Origin of the sequence: Flavobacterium sp. (assembly GCF_028689845.1) — a bacterium.
In the GTDB taxonomy this organism is placed as follows: Bacteria; Bacteroidota; Bacteroidia; order Flavobacteriales; family Flavobacteriaceae; genus Flavobacterium.
In genome coordinates this window covers 178550-196970 of the sequence record NZ_JAQVCH010000001.1, presented here as the reverse complement: position 1 = coordinate 196970, position 18421 = coordinate 178550, and the positions used below count along the sequence as shown (strand labels likewise).

General features: G+C 34.3%; 13 protein-coding genes. 9 read left to right on the top strand and 4 right to left on the bottom strand.

Annotated elements, in window-relative coordinates; genetic code table 11:
- Positions 1 to 5 precede the first annotated feature (5 nt).
- Both PHR76_RS00725 and PHR76_RS00720 read right to left on the bottom strand, forming a co-directional pair.
- On the bottom strand, positions 6 to 1967 hold the full coding sequence (locus tag PHR76_RS00725) for a PorP/SprF family type IX secretion system membrane protein (RefSeq protein ID WP_300057252.1): 1962 nt from the start codon (positions 1965 to 1967) through the stop codon (positions 6 to 8).
- Positions 1968 to 1972: 5 nt separating this feature from the next.
- On the bottom strand, positions 1973 to 4936 hold the full coding sequence (locus tag PHR76_RS00720; RefSeq protein WP_300057250.1) for a gliding motility-associated C-terminal domain-containing protein: 2964 nt from the start codon (positions 4934 to 4936) through the stop codon (positions 1973 to 1975).
- A gap of 384 nt (positions 4937 to 5320) precedes the next feature.
- Here PHR76_RS00720 and PHR76_RS00715 point away from each other — a divergent pair, with 384 nt between their 5' ends.
- From PHR76_RS00715 to PHR76_RS00700, 4 genes are all read left to right on the top strand, one after another.
- Positions 5321 to 7006 carry a glutamine--tRNA ligase/YqeY domain fusion protein gene (locus PHR76_RS00715; protein ID WP_300057508.1) on the top strand — a complete coding sequence of 562 codons (1686 nt, stop codon included), beginning with the start codon at positions 5321 to 5323 and terminating at the stop codon, positions 7004 to 7006.
- Between the two features lie 301 nt (positions 7007 to 7307).
- A complete protein-coding gene (locus PHR76_RS00710; protein WP_300057247.1) occupies positions 7308 to 7637 on the top strand; it encodes a YtxH domain-containing protein in 330 nt (109 codons plus the stop codon).
- Positions 7638 to 7639: 2 nt separating this feature from the next.
- A complete protein-coding gene (locus PHR76_RS00705; protein WP_300057245.1) occupies positions 7640 to 7990 on the top strand; it encodes a competence protein in 351 nt (116 codons plus the stop codon).
- A gap of 3 nt (positions 7991 to 7993) precedes the next feature.
- A complete protein-coding gene (locus PHR76_RS00700; RefSeq protein WP_300057243.1) occupies positions 7994 to 8239 on the top strand; it encodes a DUF6327 family protein in 246 nt (81 codons plus the stop codon).
- 12 nt (positions 8240 to 8251) lie between these two features.
- On the opposite strand, the gene PHR76_RS00695 is transcribed toward PHR76_RS00700, so the two are convergent.
- Positions 8252 to 9220 (bottom strand): SPFH domain-containing protein, encoded by a 969-nt coding sequence (locus PHR76_RS00695; protein ID WP_300057240.1) that lies wholly within the window; start codon positions 9218 to 9220, stop codon positions 8252 to 8254.
- A gap of 72 nt (positions 9221 to 9292) precedes the next feature.
- Here PHR76_RS00695 and PHR76_RS00690 point away from each other — a divergent pair, with 72 nt between their 5' ends.
- The gene (locus tag PHR76_RS00690) at positions 9293 to 9949 is read left to right on the top strand and encodes a PorT family protein (protein WP_300057238.1); all 657 of its coding nucleotides are present in this window, start codon (positions 9293 to 9295) and stop codon (positions 9947 to 9949) included.
- A 56-nt stretch (positions 9950 to 10005) separates the two neighbouring features.
- Here the strand turns inward: PHR76_RS00690 and gltX are convergent, their stop codons facing one another.
- A complete protein-coding gene (gltX, locus tag PHR76_RS00685; protein ID WP_300057236.1) occupies positions 10006 to 11511 on the bottom strand; it encodes a glutamate--tRNA ligase in 1506 nt (501 codons plus the stop codon).
- Positions 11512 to 11679: 168 nt separating this feature from the next.
- Between gltX and PHR76_RS00680 the strand changes: the two genes are divergently transcribed.
- From PHR76_RS00680 to PHR76_RS00665, 4 genes are all read left to right on the top strand, one after another.
- Positions 11680 to 15057, top strand: coding sequence for a DUF4175 family protein (locus PHR76_RS00680; RefSeq protein ID WP_300057234.1), 3378 nt, complete (start codon positions 11680 to 11682; stop codon positions 15055 to 15057).
- Positions 15054 to 15476, top strand: a complete 423-nt coding sequence (gene ybeY / locus PHR76_RS00675) for an rRNA maturation RNase YbeY (RefSeq protein ID WP_300057232.1) — start codon at positions 15054 to 15056, stop codon at positions 15474 to 15476. The genes PHR76_RS00680 and ybeY overlap by 4 nt, the downstream gene beginning before the upstream one ends.
- A gap of 46 nt (positions 15477 to 15522) precedes the next feature.
- Positions 15523 to 17394, top strand: a complete 1872-nt coding sequence (gene mnmG, locus PHR76_RS00670; RefSeq protein WP_300057230.1) for a tRNA uridine-5-carboxymethylaminomethyl(34) synthesis enzyme MnmG — start codon at positions 15523 to 15525, stop codon at positions 17392 to 17394.
- A 93-nt stretch (positions 17395 to 17487) separates the two neighbouring features.
- Positions 17488 to 18333 carry a class I SAM-dependent methyltransferase gene (locus tag PHR76_RS00665; RefSeq protein ID WP_300057228.1) on the top strand — a complete coding sequence of 282 codons (846 nt, stop codon included), beginning with the start codon at positions 17488 to 17490 and terminating at the stop codon, positions 18331 to 18333.
- The last annotated feature ends 88 nt before the right edge of the window (positions 18334 to 18421 follow it).

The following is an 18421-nucleotide window of genomic DNA, read 5'->3' as shown; positions in this document are numbered from 1 at the left end:
TTGTTTTATTTAATATTGATATTCATAATCCAAATTTCTTCAAAATAAGTGTTGTCTACATTCGTGTAATAGGAGATTAGGGCTTCACTCCAATCCGAATGTTTTTTTAAATAGACATACCTAAAATTATTCTTTTGGTTGATAAAATAACTGGCTTCTATTCCTTGCTTTTTTAACTTTTTTAGAAAATCGTCTGCAAAAGAAGGTTCAGAAAATACATTAGCAATAATGTAAAATCCGGGTTCTTGATTGTCTACCTGCAAATAGTTTCCTTTCTTGGCAGTAGCTCTTTTTTTGTCGGTTAGTTGCGAATAATACGCCTTAATTTCTTCATCGGATAAAGTGAATTTAGAGTTAGTAGATTTGTTTTCATTTTTGGAATTAGTTAAAGTTGCTAATTTGTTTTCTATCGTTATTTCTTGGGTTGTTTTCTTTGTTTTTGGCATTTTAACCGCTTCTTTTTGAGTAGTCGATTTCATTGCATTTAACTTTTTATTTAAATCGGTTGATATGTTTTCTTCTTTTTTTGGTTCACTACTTTTAGAAGTAGTTTTTGTCGAAATTTTTTCTTTTTCTTCCTCAATAATCGTGGTCGTTTTTGGTTCACAATTGCAATCTTTTTCTGCAATAGTTGATTCTAATCGTTTGATATAGGTTAACATGTTTTCAATTCTCTGATTAAAATCTTCCTTTTTCAAGTTTTCAATAGAATCTTGTTTGATGATGATTTCTAATAATTTCAGGTTATTTTCATCCAAAGTCATTTTTAATTTTTCAATTTCTACGGCTTTTTCTATACTGATTTCTGCATTTACCGCTTCTGTTTTCTTAGTTTCTTTCTCTACTTTGGCAAACGTTTCCTTTTTTGCATTTCCTTTTTTGGTTTTCAAAGCGGGTTCAATTACTTCTGGTTCTTCGGCTAGGTCTTCATAAATTTCTTCTTCCAATTCGTCCTCCTCTATTTCTTCTTCAATTATAATCGTTCTCGTTCGTTTTGTTTTTGCAGAAACAGCGGCCGTTTTCTTTTTTGGAGAGCTTGTTGTCGTATGTTCTTTTCCGCCAAAGCGATACGAAATCGTAATTTCATGCGTTGGTCCAAAATTGACTAAGCCCTCTTTTATTACTTGTTCATAGGTATATCCTAATGAAAGTTTTCGAGTTAAATGAGCTCCAGCACCAATGCCAACACCAAAAAAATCATCTACACCCGCTTGAACCCATCCTAATTTTGGAAAATTGACCATAATTGAACCGCCATATTGAAAATCATCTGTTTGATTCATTTTTCCGCGAAGCATTAATCGGAAGTAACCTTCTTCAAAAAGCCCTTCTTGGTTTAGCATTTGATGATTATAAACCACATGACTGGTATAGGTTTTTTCACTGTATTCTTTAATCATCTCACTTGATTTGAAATCATAATCCACCATGTTTTCAGCATAAACACCTAAATCGAAACTTCCCCACGAAAAATTAATTCCTGGTTTCAAGGTCAAAACCGAGTTATTTCGTAATTCCATCAAGGCAGGATCTGGTTCATTAGATACGGCTCGATTTCGGTTAACTCCACTTGAATAATAGGCTAAATTGAATCCCAAAGTCAAAGTCATTTTTTCATGTAATGGAATTTGATAGGCATAATTTCCAATGCCACCAAAACTGGTAATAATCCCTATATTTTGTTGATAAATTCCTATTCCTACACCAGCTCTTTCGCCATGTTTTCCAGAATAAGAAAGCATGTATAGTTCCGGTGAATCATTGAATTGAATCCATTGATTTCGGTGATAGAGCGTAAGATAAGAATCAGATTCTCGCACGGCTGAAAAGGTCGGATTGATTAAAAAACGATTCAATAGTAAATTATTTTGGGTTGGAATCGTAAAAGTCAACACAGGACCATCTTGTGCTTGCATATCAGCAAACAGCAAAAGAGAAAATAGGATGACAAGTACGTTTAATTTCATGTTATTTATTCAATGACGGTAATCGAACCGCGTTGGACAATTTCATCTTGTTTAACTATGGTATAATAAAAAACAGGCTCTTTTTTTGAATATTCTAAACCCGTATTAGGCCAATTGTTTTGGTATTTACGAGCTCTAAAAACCACTTTTCCTTTTGGAGAATAAATGATTACTTCTACCTCTTCTTTGTTGACATATTCATTCGGAATAGACCAAAAATCATTAATTCCATCATTGTTTATCGAAATAATATTCGGAATAACAAGACTGGTGTTTTCCATACTCGTTACCCTGAAGTTTTTTGTGAATTCACATTCGCCGATTGTTCCGATTACGGTATATTCACCAGCAGTAGAAACCAACAGACTTGTTCCTGTACCAATTTCTTGATTGTTTAAAAACCAAGTATAATTTTCGGCACCACTAGCAATGACTTCTGTCGAACTTCCTACTAGAATTGTGAAATCATCTGCAACATTCAAACTTATTCCGTTAGAAGTAGTCACACTAACCGCGATAGGATTTGTAGTATATTCACATCCTTCAAAAGCAATGGTTAAATAATAGTTACCTGGAGTCGTTACGGTTAAATTAGATTCAGTTCCTAAAACGGTATCATTTCCAACTGCATACCATGCTACTATATAGTTGGGATTTGTTAAGTTAGATTGTAGTTCGACACTTCCGCCCGATTCACATAACAAACCTTCTACCGATACTTCAAACGCTTCACCAATTCCTAATTGAATAGCCACTTCATTTGAAATAACTTGATTAAATTGTGGAATCACTACGCGTAGCTCATACGTTCCATTTTCTATATAAGATAAAACCAAATAGGTCATTGCAGTTGAAGATAAAACCAAACTGCCATTTTTATACCACTCATACGTATAGTTGTATGAATTTCCTAAAAGAGAAATTGTTTCTGTTCCAGCAATAGCATTGAAACTAGTGATGGAAAGGGTGGCTTGTTCACTACTGCAAGATGTATAATTAGCATCTGCAGCAATAGTAACGGCAAAAGAACTTGGATATAGTAGGTTGCAACTTGCTTCTTTTGTCGCATTACAACCCGTTGTTTGTGTTACAATTACTTTATATGTTCCATCGGTTGTTGCATTTAATGTTGCCGATGTTGCCCCAGTAATAATCGCATTATTTCGATACCATTGAAAACTAGGGTTCACCGCGTTGGTCGTCACGGTTAAGACTTTTGTTTCTCCGGGAATAATAATGGCTGTTGTCGGAACATTTAATGTTGCAGAAATGCTGTTTTGTTCTAAATTAATGATATTTGAAGTCACTGAACAACTTCCGTAAGAAACCACTAAATGATAATTTCCTGCTTGATTGGTACTATAACTCGGAGAAGAAGCTCCTGTAATTAACGTGTTGTTTTTATACCATTTATAGGTAAAAACTACATTTGTTACGGAACTATTTAGTTGTACAGAGCTCGTGCCACATAAAGTTCCTACTGCGGTTAAAACGGGCGTTTGAATTTGTAATGCGATAGAAATGGCATTCGATTCAATCGGTGAAAAAGTTGGGATTGTGATGCGTAATTTATACGAACCATTCTGCGTTGCGTTAGCAATAGTATATGAGGTGGTTGTCGCTCCAGCAATCGGTATGTTATTAAGTAACCATTGGTAGGTAAAATTAGGATTCGATAAATTCACCGCAACATTTCCAGTGGTCGTTTGAGCCATCAAAGAATTCAATGTCAAGGTAGAAGTGGTGCTATTACAAGATTGATAATCGCCAGAGTTTTGAATCGTAGCCGAAAAACCAATTGGGTATTGAACCACAACAGTTAATTGCTCGCTAAACGTACAATCTTGGGTTTCTGTAACCGTGAGTTGATACGTTCCAGCTTCTGTAACCGTATAGTTTGCAGTAATTGCTCCCGGAATAACGACATTGTTTTTTTTCCATACAAAAGTTGGTGCTGTAGCATTATGAATGGAATTGATTTGAAGTTGTTCGCCTGGAATAAGTACTTCGGAAGCATTGACATTCCAATCAATTTGTAAATCGATTAATTCTAAGAAAATACTATTCGACTCAAATACACAACCACCAAAGGTGATTCTTAATTTATAAGTTCCTTCTTGTGTGGCATTATAAGTTGCATTTGTTGCTCCTGTAATAGCCACACTATTTTTAAACCATTGGTAAACATAACTAGCATTTTGATGCGAAGAAGTCAATGTTCTAGGTGAACCAGCACAAATAGATTCCACATTTCCAGCAGCAGTAATCGATAAGTTTATTCCAGCTGTTACATTGACAGTAACCATATTTGAATACGAATTCATCACACAACTTCCATAATCCACAATGGCATAATAATTTCCGGCTTGTGTTACATTTAACGAAGCACTAGTCGCACCTGGCACAACAGCAAAATTGCGAAACCATTTATAAGTCAATCCAGTATAAAATAAAGGAGAAGCGGCTGTTCCAGTATTATCAACTTGCAAGGTGGTGTTTCCGCCGTCACAAAAAGAAACGGTTCCTACATTATTATTAATAGAAAATGGTTGGTTATGTACAGCATAATAGGCAGAAAAAGAAACACTCACCGGACTAGTAGTAGCTGGAGCGGTGCTTTTTACTCTAATTTTAAAAGCTTCACCAGCCGTATTTGTTGGTAAAGCAAACGAAACAGAAACGGGTGAAGTGGTGCTGGCCGTGGTTGTTAGTGTTGTTGGAGAGCCAAAATTTCCACTAGAATCAGATAATTCTATGATGAATTGATTTCCAGCTTGTAGGTTGGAAAGTGGAAAAACAGTAAATGTTAATGCGTAGTTATTAAATCCAGGAGAGGCACAGGCTTGTGTAAATCCTAACGTAGGTGTCCCAATCATTATGGTTTGAGCATACCCGTTGCTATTGCTTATGAAAAGCAAAGAGAGCAAAGCAGAAAAAAATAGTTTTTCTAGGGTAATTTTCCAAACCATAAAACACTCTTTATGATGGACTACTTTTACCCCAAAAGCAATCGGATTGTTATTTTGTAATTGAAATAGGCACTACACTACATTTAATTACGAAAAAAACGAAAAGGAACAATTCTATTTTTTAATGATAAACTAGTTGTTTTTAACATTTTTCTGTTTCGAATTTAACGAATAAAAAGATTCATATCTAAAACTTTAACTATAAAATCGATAAACGGTAATACGAAATGTGGTTTACCGTAATCTGGTTTGTTGAAAACCGTAAGCGTTAACACCGTTCGTCGAGGATAAAAAAAACAGATTGCATTTCAACGGATTTTTTTTTAAAAATCATTTTCAGTAGGACGATTTTTTTTTCTGTATTTTTGTAGCTCATTAATCCCGATTATGTCAGAAGAAAAGTCACTCAATTTTATTGAACAAATTATCGAAGAAGATTTAAAAAATGGTTTTCCAAAAGAAAAACTCCGTTTTCGTTTTCCGCCAGAACCAAATGGTTATCTGCATGTTGGTCATGCGAGTGCGATTTGTTTAAATTTCGGATTAGGAATTGATTATCAAGCACCTGTAAATTTGCGTTTTGATGATACCAATCCTTCCAAAGAAGAACAAGAATTTGTTGACGCAATTAAACTAGATGTACAATGGCTCGGTTTTTCATGGGAAAAGGAGTGTTATGCTTCCGATTATTTCCAACAACTATACGATTGGGCAGTTGAGCTAATTAAAAAAGATAAAGCCTATGTCGATAGTATTTCTTCAGAGGAAATGGCTATTCTAAAAGGAACTCCAACTCAAAAAGGAACGGATTCTCCGTATAGAAATCGCTCTATTGAAGAGAATTTAGACTTATTTGAACGCATGAAAAATGGTGAATTCGAGAAAGGAACTCACGTTTTACGTGCTAAAATTAGTATGGGTGCAACCAATATGTTAATGCGTGATCCTATTATGTATAGAATTATGCATGCACATCATCATCGAACTGGGAATGATTGGTGTATTTATCCAATGTACGATTGGGCTCATGGTGAAAGTGACTATTTAGAACAAGTTTCACATTCATTTTGTACGCTTGAGTTTTTACCACATCGTGAATTATACGATTGGTTTTTAAATCAAATTTATGACGAATCAAAAGTTAGACCTAAACAACGTGAGTTTGCACGAAGAAATCTTTCTCATACTGTTGTTTCTAAACGAAAATTAGCACAATTAGTGGAAGAAAAGCATGTTACCGGTTGGGATGATCCTCGTATGAGCACGATTTCAGGTATGCGACGTCGTGGAATTACAGCGGCAGCAATTCGTAATTTTGCAAAAACCATAGGTATTGCAAAAAGAGAAAATTTAATCGATGTTTCTTTATTAGAATTTTGTGTTCGCGAAGATTTAAATAAAGTAGCACCTCGCGTGATGGCGGTTTTAAACCCAGTTAAATTGATAATTACTAATTATCCAAAAGATCAAGAAGAATGGCTAGAAGCAGAAAATAATCCAGAAGATGAAGTCATGACCTATCGTCAATTGCCTTTTTCTAGAGAATTATATATTGAAAGAGAAGACTTTCAAGAAGAAGCTCATAAGAAGTTTTTTAGATTGACTTTAGGAACGGAAGTACGTTTAAAAAACGCCTATTTTATTAAAGGTGAATCCGTTGTAAAAGATGCGGAAGGCAATATTACTGAAATTCATTGTACCTATGATGTTGATACAAAGTCTGGAAGTGGTTCAGAAGCTAGTCAAAGAAAAGTAAAAGGCACGATTCATTGGGTTTCTGTAAAACATGCGGTAAAAGCAGAAGTGCGAGTGTATGATCGATTATTTACCCATGAAAATCCTGATGGAAATAAAGAAGTAGATTTTAAAGAATACATTAACCCGAACTCGTTGGAAGTAATTACGGGTTATGTTGAACCAAGTTTAGTAAGCTCTAAAGAATTAGACCACTTTCAATTTCAACGATTAGGTTATTATTGTGTGGATAAAGATTCGTCTGCAGAAAAATTGGTTTTCAATAAAACGGTTGGATTAAGAGATACGTGGGCAAAAGTTGATTCAAAAGATTAATTTCCAACCCATCAATTATATTTATCAAAATCCCGATTTGTTCGGGATTTTATTATTATTGACAAAAACTATCAATACAAACAAAGCAATAGTTTTTGTAGATTAAAAACAGGCTCTGTGTTTTGCTTTTAATGCGTTTTCTCATTCTGTAAATGCCGCAAGACAACTTTGACTTAATTAAGCAACCAGAAAGCATTTATGGCGTTTTTTCTTAAATAAAAACCAATTTTTAAAGGTTAATTTGAATAATTGGTATTTTTTATGTAACTTTAGATTAATATAAATTTAAAAATTAAATATCATGTCAAAGAATACTGGAGATACGGTTTTGGCCCTTTTAGTAGGAGCAGCCGTTGGAGTTGGAGTTGGAGTTTTAATTGCACCTGATAAAGGTTCTGAAACCCGGAAAAAAATAAAAAACAAATTGCAAGAGTCGGGTGAAGATATCGTGCACAAATATGAAGACGTGCTTTCTTATCTTCAAACCAAAGCAACAAATGCCAAATCTTCTATAGAGGATTCGTTTGAGCAGGCTTTGTCAGATGGAAGTTATAAAACCGAAGAAGCAATTACGTTCTTAGAACGAAAGTTGGCCGAATTAAAAACACAGAATGCTAAATTACAAAAATAAGTATGGCGTTTGAAGAATTAAAAGAGGAAGTGGAGCAAATCCAACAGGAAACCAAAGCCTATTTAGAAAGTAGCGTCTCTTATTATAAATTGTGGGGTTTTAAAGTCGCTATGAAATCGACTTTTGTTATTCTCAAGTTTTTGATAATGCTACTTTGTTTAGCAATGGTATTATTGTTTTTATCCATTGCAGGAGCGATTGCCATTGGCCATGCCTTTGATAATTTAGCTTATGGTTTTTTAATTATCGGAGGTGTATATTTGCTTTTAACGATTGCTTTTTTACTTATAAAAGACAAATTAATTGAAGGGAAAGTGATGGCCAAATTTTCAGAAATCTTTTTTAACGACTAAATCATGCAGCCTAAAATTTATACCAGTTTTGAACAATTAGATCGAGCTATTGAGATTTCAAAGATTGAACGTGAAATTCATTATCAAAAAATAGTTTTACATGTACAACGAACAAAGGAAAGTTTATCTGCCCGAAACCTGCTTTCTGGATTATTACATCTTAACATTCCAAAAAGTTCAAGTAGAATTATAAAGTTTATTTCACCATTTTTAATACAATGGTTTTTTAATAAAAAAAGGGGCTCTTAAGCCCCTTTTTCTTTATTCCTTTTCTTGTTCACTTCCAAACTCATCTTTCGAATTCGGTTTTACAATACGTTTATTGCTATTTGCTCGTTTCATCGATTCACCAACTTGGTTACTCGCCGTGAAACTTGCCACCATATTGTTTAGCATTTCGCTACCAGCTTGTGGCGAATTGGGCAATAAGATTAAATTACTATTTGCATCGGCACCAATCGCTTGAAGCGTATCATAATGTTGCGTCACTACAATCAAAGCGGAGGCTTCTTGCGAATTAATTCCTACGCGATTCAAAACATCAACTGATTCTACTAAACCGCGAGCAATCTCTCTACGTTGATCGGCAATACCTTGTCCTTGTAGTCTTTTACTTTCTGCTTCTGCTTTCGCTTTGGCTACAATTCTAATTCTTCCTGCTTCTGCTTCATATTCGGCAGCCGTTTTTTCACGATCGGCAGCGTTAATTCGGTTCATCGCATTTTTAACTTGAATATCTGGATCAATATCCGTTATCAACGTATTAATAATGTCATAACCATATAATGTCATTGCTTCATTCAATTCGCGTTTTACGGCAATTGCAATGTCATCTTTACGTTCAAAAACATCATCTAATTTTAATTTTGGAACTTCGGCACGAACCACATCAAATACATACGACGTAATTTGATCATGCGGGTATTCTAATTTATAAAAAGCTTCATATACTTTTTCTTGAATCACCTTAAATTGAACCGAAACTTTCATTTTCACAAAAACATTATCTTTCGTTTTTGTTTCAATAATCACATCCAATTGTTGAATTTTAAGGTTAATTCGACCAGTTACTCGGTCAATAACTGGAATTTTTAGTTGTAATCCAGACTGTCTAGAACTGTTGAATTTTCCGAATCGTTCAATAATCGCTGCGGTTTGTTGTTTAACGGTGAAGAACGATGCCAAAAGTAAAAAAACCAGTACTACAATAATAATGTACGTAGGAATCATAAAAAATAATTTTAAGTTATACGTAATGATACGAATATTCTCGTAAGTTTGTTACATTATTAAGGACGAATTATGAAAAGATGTTTAGTTGCGGTTGTTTTTCTTTGTCAATTTTCAGTGGCTTTTGCACAATATGGAAGAGGTGATTTTAATCATATTGGGATTAGTCTCGGAATTAATCAAACGGATTTATTTACGGATAGTTTTAATGTCACACCCAAAACAAGTTGGACGGGCGGTTTAGCCATTCGTGGAAATTACTACAATAGTTTTGCGATGGTTTATGGGATGAATTTTACCGATAATAAATTTGCTATCGAAACCAACACGTTAACTTCAACCAAAGAAGTGGACGTAAGCCTGATGGCGGTACAAATACATTTATTATTAAGCTACCGAATTGCCGAAAGTGCTTTTTCAATTGATGCGGGCCCTGTTTTACAAGTCAATAGTGAGTTGAAATATGATAAATCAGATGAAAATTATCTTATTACCAATAACGAGTTACTTCAAATTAAAGATTTAAAAGAAATTACGCCAATTAATTTTAATGTTCAAATTGGTTTAACGGGCGGATTTGAAAACGTTCGATTAAACGTTTCTTATCAATACGGGGTGACCAACATGTTGAATAATTTGAATAAACAAGAAGGAATTTCTGTTAAAGCGGATGGCGATTTAAAAGGACATATTGGCGTCTTGGCTGGAAATATTATCTTTTATTTATAAAAAAAACGCCCAAGAATATCATTTCTCGGACGTTTTGAGTATTATAATTCCAGTTGTTACAAACGGTCGATTGCATTTTGCATTCTGTTAACCGTTTCTTCTTTGCCAATCATTTCAATAATATCAAACAAATGCGGTCCTTTTAAAGCCCCTACAAGGCTTAAACGCAACGGCTGCATAACTTTCCCCATTCCAATCTCGTTTGCTGTCATCCACTCTTTTAAAAGTGTTTCAATATTCATCGAACTGAAATCTTCTATCGATTCTAAAACAGCAATAACTTTTTTCATCAAAGTCGGTGTTTCTTCTTTCCAGTTTTTAGCTGCTTTTTCATCATACGATTTTGGTGCAACAAAGAAATAATCGGCTAAATCCCAAAATTCGTTTACAAAATGAGCTCTTTCTTTTATGGATGAAACAATTTTGATTAGTTTATTATTTTCAACAGAAATTCCTCTTTCTTTTAAAATTGAAGAAAAACTTCCCGCCAACTCTTCATCACTTTGCTTTTGTAAATACTGGTGATTAAACCATTTATTTTTATCCGGATCAAATTTCGCTCCCGCTTTGTGAACTCTATTTAAATCAAATTTATCTGCTAATTCTTCTAAAGAAAATAGTTCTTGGTCAGTACCATCATTCCATCCTAATAAAGCTAAAAAGTTAACTACAGCTTCTGGAAAAAATCCATTTTCTCTATAGCCAGAGGATATTCCTTCTTCTGTTTTCCATTCCAATGGAAAAACGGGAAAACCTAATTTATCACCATCTCTTTTGGATAATTTTCCATTTCCAACGGGTTTTAAAATCAACGGTAAATGAGCAAATTCAGGTGCTTCCCAACCAAAAGCCCGGTAAAGTAAAGCATGAAGTGGAAGCGAAGGCAACCATTCTTCACCTCGAATCACATGCGACGTTTCCATCAAATGATCATCTACAATGTTGGCTAAATGATAGGTTGGCATGCCATCGCTTTTAAACAAAACTTTATCATCTAATAAATTCGTTTCAAATTTAATGTCGCCACGGATAATATCTGTTAAATGCAAGGTTTCATCTACTGGTGTTTTAAAACGAATAACGAAATCTTCGCCATTGGCAATTCGTTTAGCGGTTTCTTCTTCAGCAATTACTAACGAAGTATCTAATTTCTCGCGATTATGCCAGTTATAAATAAAGGTTTTTCCTTGTTCTTCATGTTGTTTGCGATGAGCGTCTAACGTCTCGGCAGTATCAAAAGCATAATAAGCCCAACCTGATTGAATTAATTGGTCTGCATATTTTTTATAGATTTCTTTACGTTCACTTTGGCGATAAGGACCAAATTTTTCGTTTTTTCCAACCGTTTCAGATGGCGAAATTCCAAGCCATTCCAAGGCTTCAAAAATATAATTTTCGGCTCCTGGAACAAAGCGGTTTTGGTCCGTATCTTCAATTCGTAAATAAAAGACACCGTTATTTTTTTTGGCGAATAAATAATTAAATAAGGCGGTTCTAACACCACCAATATGTAAAGGTCCAGTTGGACTTGGAGCAAATCGTACACGAACAGGTTTTGACATGTTTTTTTAAATTTGTGCAAAGATACAGTTTCCAAATTTTATTTGTGAAAATTTGTCAAATTCATATCCCAATAGTGCTTACAGCTGTTAATTTCATTAGAAAACTTTTAACTTTTGACTAAAAAATAAAATTGTACTTTTATCGGTTATAAGCAAAGAACCAATTATTTGGAAACAAAATCACTGATATACGATAAATTAGAAGCTTTTATTAAAAAGTATTACGCGAATGAACTACTCAAAGGATTAATTTTCTTTGTTGGTTTAGGATTGTTGTATTTTTTAGTAACCCTTTTTATTGAATACTTTTTATGGTTAAAACCCACGGGAAGAACAATTCTATTTTGGTTGTTTATTGCTGTTGAATTGGTTTTGTTAGCACGATTTATTCTATTTCCGTTGTTTAAGTTGAATAAACTTCAAAAAGGAATTGATTATAAACAAGCTTCCTCCATCATTGGCAATCACTTCTCGGAAGTAAGTGATAAACTGACGAATTTTTTGCAATTAGCTCAAGAAGGAAATCAATCGGAATTGCTTTTAGCTTCGATTGAACAAAAAGCAAAAACGTTGCAACCCATTCCTTTTGGAAATGCAATAAATTATAAGAAAAACGCAAAATTTTTACCTTGGGCGATTGTCCCTATCTTATTTTTGGCTTTCTTTTTTGTTTCTGGCAATCAAAATATTATTGCGGAAAGTATGCATCGGATGGTTCGCTATAACGAAAAATTTACCCCGCCAGCTCCTTTTTCATTTGTGTTGCTCAACGATAAATTACAAACCGAACAAGGAAACGACTTTATCCTTCAAATAAAAGCAACAGGAAGTGTTTTACCTGAAAAAGCAATTTTGGTTGTAAACGAGGAAACCTATTTTATGGAGAATACCAAAGTTGGAATTTTTGAGTACCGCTTTGTTAAACCTAATAAAAACATACAATTTCATATTCAAGCCAATGAGGTTGTTTCAGACGATTTTGAATTAGCGGTTGTAGCCGTTCCAACTATTTCTAATTTCGAAATGACTTTGCAGTTTCCAGCATATTTAAAACGAAAATCAGAAGTTTTAAAAGGTTCTGGAAATGCAATTGTACCAGAAGGAACAAAAATTATATGGAACATAGAAGCAGTTGCTACTAACCAAATTCAATATGTAGAAAATAATCAATTTTCAACTTTTTCAAAAGAAAATTCAACGTTTAAATTAAGTAAGAATATTTTTCAAAATACAGAATATCAGCTTCTTACCTCTAATTCTAAAGTTAAAAACTATGAAAAGTTAAATTATCAATTGGCAGTAATCAAAGACCAATATCCATCGATTGCTGTTACGGCGGCTCCTGACAGTCTTAAAACAGAAAAGAATATCGTAATTGGTCAAGTTTCTGATGATATTGGGCTTTATAAACTTCAAGTGGTTTACTATCCCAAAAATAATGAAAAGGCAGCTTTAAAGTCCTCTTTGCCGGTTAGTCAGTCGCTTTTTGACCAATTCATTTTTTCTTTTCCAGGCAATTTACCCGTAGAAGAAGGAGTATCGTATGAATACTATTTTGAAGTGTTTGATAATGACGCTTTGCATCAATTTAAAAGCACTAAATCGGTTACTTTTTCTGACAGAATTAATACAGAAGACGAACGAGAGGAAGAGCAATTAAAACAACAAAATGACAACATTAATAGCTTGCAAAAGTCGCTTCAAAATCAAAACAAGCAATTGTCTGATTTAGATAAACTTCAAAAATTAGGCAAAGAAAAGAATAACCTGGAGTATAAAGATAAACAAAAGATTGACGATTTCATTAAACGTCAAAAGCAGCAAGAGGAAATGATGAAAGATTTTACTAAGAAATTACAAAAAAACTTAGAAGAATTTAAATCTGATCAAAAAGACGATTTCAAAAAGGAATTACAAAAACGAGCTGAAAATGCTGAAAAAGAAACCGAAAAAAACCAAAAATTATTAGACGAATTAGAAAAGTTGAATAATAAATTAAATGATTTGGAATTGTTTGAAAAAATGGACAAAATTAAACAAAGCTCCAAAGACCAAACAAAAAACTTAGAACAGTTAGTTGAATTGACAAAGAAGTATTATGTTGAAAAGAAAGCGGAACAACTTGCTTCTAAAATTGATAAATTAGCTGATAAGCAAGAGAAACTCACTACACAAGAGAAAGAAAATACAGTTGCAAAGCAGCAAGAGATTAATAAGGAGTTTGAAGAGATTAAAAAGGAACTGCGTGATTTAGAAAAGGAAAATAAAGAACTTAAAAATCCAGTCGATATTCCTTCTGACGAAAAGCAAGAAAAAAGCATCGAAGAAGATATGCAAAAGGCAGCTGATGAACTTCAAAAAGAGCAAAAAGAAAAGGCTAAACCTAAGCAAAAAAGTGCTGCTCAGAAAATGAAACAGATGAGCCAACAAATGCAAGAAAAGATGGCTAGTGGCGAAATGGAACAAATGCAAGAAGACGTAAAAATGATGCGTCAAATTCTAGATAACTTATTAGCTTTCTCTTTTTCTCAGGAAGAATTAATGAAACAGTTTAAAGGTTTAAAAAAGGGAGCACCTTCTTATAACAAGTTTTTGAAGCAACAACAAGATTTAAAACAACAGTTCAAGCACGTAGACGATAGCTTATTCGCGATGTCTCTTCGCAATGCCATGATTACTGAAAAAGTCACAGAGGAGATTGGAAATGTACATTACAATGTGGACAAATCACTAGAATCTTTAGCAGAAGCTTTCATTCCGAAAGGTGTTTCACATCAGCAATATACCATTGCGGCATCGAACCGTTTAGCCGATTTTCTTTCTGACATCATGAATAGTATGCAAATGTCAATGTCTGGCTCAGGAGCAGGAAAACCTAAACCTGGAAAAGGGGAAGGCGGAATGCAATTGCCGGATATTATTCAAAAGCAAAAAGGTTTGTCTGATAAGATGAAAGAAGGAATGGAAAAAGGAGAGAAGCCTGGAGACGGAGAAAAAGGTGACAAACCCGGAGATAAACCTGGGGATAAACCTGGCGGAAAAGAAGGTGGAAAAGAAGGTGAAAAGAGCAAAGGAAAACAAAAAGGAAATAAACCTGGTGAAGGTGGTGGAGGCGGACAAGGTAGTAATGACGGTGAGGAAAATGCTAGAGAGTTGATGGAAATTTATCAAGAACAAAGAAGACTACGCGAGCAATTACAAGACGCACTAGAAAAGCAAGGGTTAACACCAGGAGGTCAAAAAGTTTTAGATCAAATGAAAGATGCCGAAAAGCAACTATTAAATAAAGGATTTAAAAATGAAGTTTTACAGCGGATGTTAAACATCAATTATGAAATGCTCAAATTAGAAAAAGCAGTCCAGCAACAAGGCGAAGATTCTAAGCGACAATCAGAAACTAATAAAAAAGAGTTTATTAATCAGGCCAAACCATTATCGCCTGAACTTCAACAATATTTAAATAGTGTCGAGATTTTAAATAGACAAAGCTTACCTTTGCGTCCAAATTTTAATCAAAAAGCACAAGAATACTTTAAAAGAGAATGATATATTTCAATTACGAAACTACTTTTGAATTAGTAAACGAATCTTCCTATGAAAAATGGATTTCAACTATAATTCAATCTGAAGGCAAAGAAGAAGGCGAAATCAATTATATTTTTTGTGCCGATGATTACTTGCACAAAATCAATGTCGATTACCTTGACCACGACACTTTGACCGACATTATTAGCTTTGATTACAGTGAAGGAAATTTTTTACAAGGAGATATTTTTATTTCCGTTGAAAGAGTTCGTGATAACGCAACTGATTTCAACACTAATTTTGAAGAGGAATTAAAAAGAGTGATGGCCCATGGTGTTTTACATTATTGTGGGTACAAAGATAAATCGGATGAGGAATCACTTCTTATGCGAAAAAAAGAAGATGAAAAAATCGGCTTGTTCCACGTGGAACAGTTGTGATTAGTTTCTGTATAAATGTTTCACGTGGAACAACGATAATTTAAATATGTTTTTAGAAAAATATGATGTTATAGTGGTAGGAGCGGGTCATGCCGGTTCAGAAGCCGCCGCCGCTGCCGCCAATATGGGGTGTTCAACCTTGTTGGTTACGATGAACTTGCAAAACATTGCACAAATGTCTTGTAATCCTGCTATGGGTGGTATTGCAAAAGGGCAAATTGTGCGTGAGATTGATGCCTTAGGCGGGTATTCTGGAATTGTTTCAGATAAGACAGCTATCCAGTTTAAGATGCTAAATAAGTCGAAAGGACCCGCTATGTGGTCGCCCAGGGTACAAAGTGACCGAATGCGTTTTGCAGAAGAATGGCGATGGAAATTAGAGCAAACTCCAAATGTTGATTTTTATCAAGAAATGGTAGCGGGATTAGTTATTGAAAATAATCGTGTTGTTGGTGTAAGAACATCATTAGGGATTACTATTAGAGCCAAAACAGTGGTGTTGACTAACGGCACTTTTTTAAATGGTTTAATCCATATTGGAGATAAGCAGTTTGGCGGAGGCCGAGCAGGAGAGAGTGCCGCGTTTGGTATTACTGAAGATTTAATAAAAGTTGGATTTCAAGCGGGAAGAATGAAAACAGGTACGCCACCACGGGTTGATGGTCGTTCCTTAGATTATTCTAAAATGAGAGAGGAAAAAGGAGATGAAAAACCGCATAAGTTTTCCTATTTAGATTCATCCAAGCCATTAACTATTCAAAAATCGTGTTGGATGACATATACTTCACTAGATGTTCATTCAATTCTAAGAGAAGGCTTCGATCGTTCACCAATGTTTAACGGTAGAATTCAAAGTACGGGCCCGCGTTACTGTCCTTCTATTGAAGATAAAATTAATCGTTTTGCGGATAAAGATAGGCACCAATTATTTGTTGAGCCAGAAGGATGGAATACCGTTGAAGTTTATGTGAATGGGTTTTCTACTTCATTGCCAGAAGAAATTCAGTTTAAAGCCTTACGTTCAGTTGCAGGTTTTGAAAAAGTAAAGTTTTTTCGCCCTGGCTACGCTATCGAATACGATTACTTTCCCCCAACACAATTAAAACATACGTTAGAAACTAAATTAGTGGAGGGTTTGTTTTTTGCTGGTCAGATTAATGGAACTACAGGATATGAAGAAGCAGCTTCTCAAGGTTTAATGGCCGGTATTAATGCGGCTCTTAAAGTACAAGAACGTGAACCTTTTATTTTAAAGCGTGATGAAGCCTATATCGGCGTTTTAATTGATGATTTAATTACAAAAGGAACCGAAGAGCCTTATCGAATGTTTACTTCGAGAGCAGAATACCGCACTTTATTGCGTCAAGATAATGCTGATGAGCGTTTAACGCGAAAAGGATTTGATTTAGGTTTAGCTTCAGAGGAACGATTAATTCGTATGGAATATAAATTTAACGAGGCCGAAAAAATGGTCAATTTCTTCCGGGAGACTAGTCTTTCTCCTGTTGAGGCAAATCCGGTTTTAGAAGAAAAAGGGAGTGCTGCGATGACGCAATCAGATAAAATGTATAAAGTTTTTTCACGACCACAGATTGACCTTGAAGACCTAGTTAAATTTGATAAAGTAAAAGAATATATTAGTATACATCAGTTGGATGATGAAACGGTTGAACAGGCAGAAATTCAAGTAAAATATAATGGTTATATCGAAAAAGAACGCAATAATGCCGATAAGTTAAAAAGATTAGAAGACATTCGAATACCCGAAAATTACGATTATGACAAAATTAAATCGTTGTCCTTCGAGGCTCGAGAAAAATTTAAAAAAATTCGTCCGGTAACGGTTTCACAAGCTTCACGAATAAGTGGTGTTTCGCCGAGTGACGTTTCTATTTTATTAATTTATATGGGACGATAGCTCACTGCTTATTAACTAGATTGTTCCACGTGAAACTATTTGCATATAACCCCAGTAGATAGGGCTTTCAAACTATTAAAGTATTTATTTGACATGAAATTTTTAAAAAAACCGTATCTAGTTGTTAAGGATTTTTCTGTTTCTGCAGAAGAATTTGAATTACTTTTAGAGACGGAATATGATTTGTTGAAAACGAATCCACAACCGGATGCCAAAGCTCTTGCTCGTTATTATGAAAGTGACGATTATATTTCGCATACTGATAGTCAAAGAAGTGTTTTTGAAAAAGCTTACCAATTAGTAAAAAAAAGAGCCATTAAACAAAAAGTCCAATTGATTAATTATTGGCATTCTGGCTCAGGTTCTGTTTTAGATATTGGTTGTGGAACAGGTGATTTTTTATCTGAAGCAAAAAAGAAGCAATGGAAGGCAGTCGGAATGGAACCCAATCTAAAAGCTAAAATTAGTTCCAAACAAAAAGGAATCTGTTTGGTAGAAACTTACCAAGAATTAGAAGATAATTATTTCGATGTGATTACCATGTGGCATGTTTTAGAACATGTTTCTGATTTAGAATTGCAAATCAAAGAATTGAAGCGATTACTCAAGCCAAACGGAACCATTATCATTGCAGTTCCAAACTTCAAATCTTATGATGCATCATATTATGGTAAGTTTTGGGCCGCTTATGATGTGCCTCGTCATCTATGGCATTTTTCTAAAACGGCCATGGAAAAACTTTTTGCTTTACAAAACTTAAAACTGAAAGAGGTAAAACCAATGTGGTTCGATAGTTTTTATGTTAGTCTTTTATCCGAAAAATATAAAACAGGCAAAATGAATCCAATTGCTGCTTTTTGGATAGGACTACAATCTAATCTGAAGGCTAGAAAGAGTTTAGAGTATTCATCTCATATTTATATCTTCAAAAATAGTTAGAAACTTGATTTAACGCATTTGCTAATCGTTTTTGACTCAACAACCATTGCCATTATGGTTTATAAAACATAATGCTTTAAAACGCTTT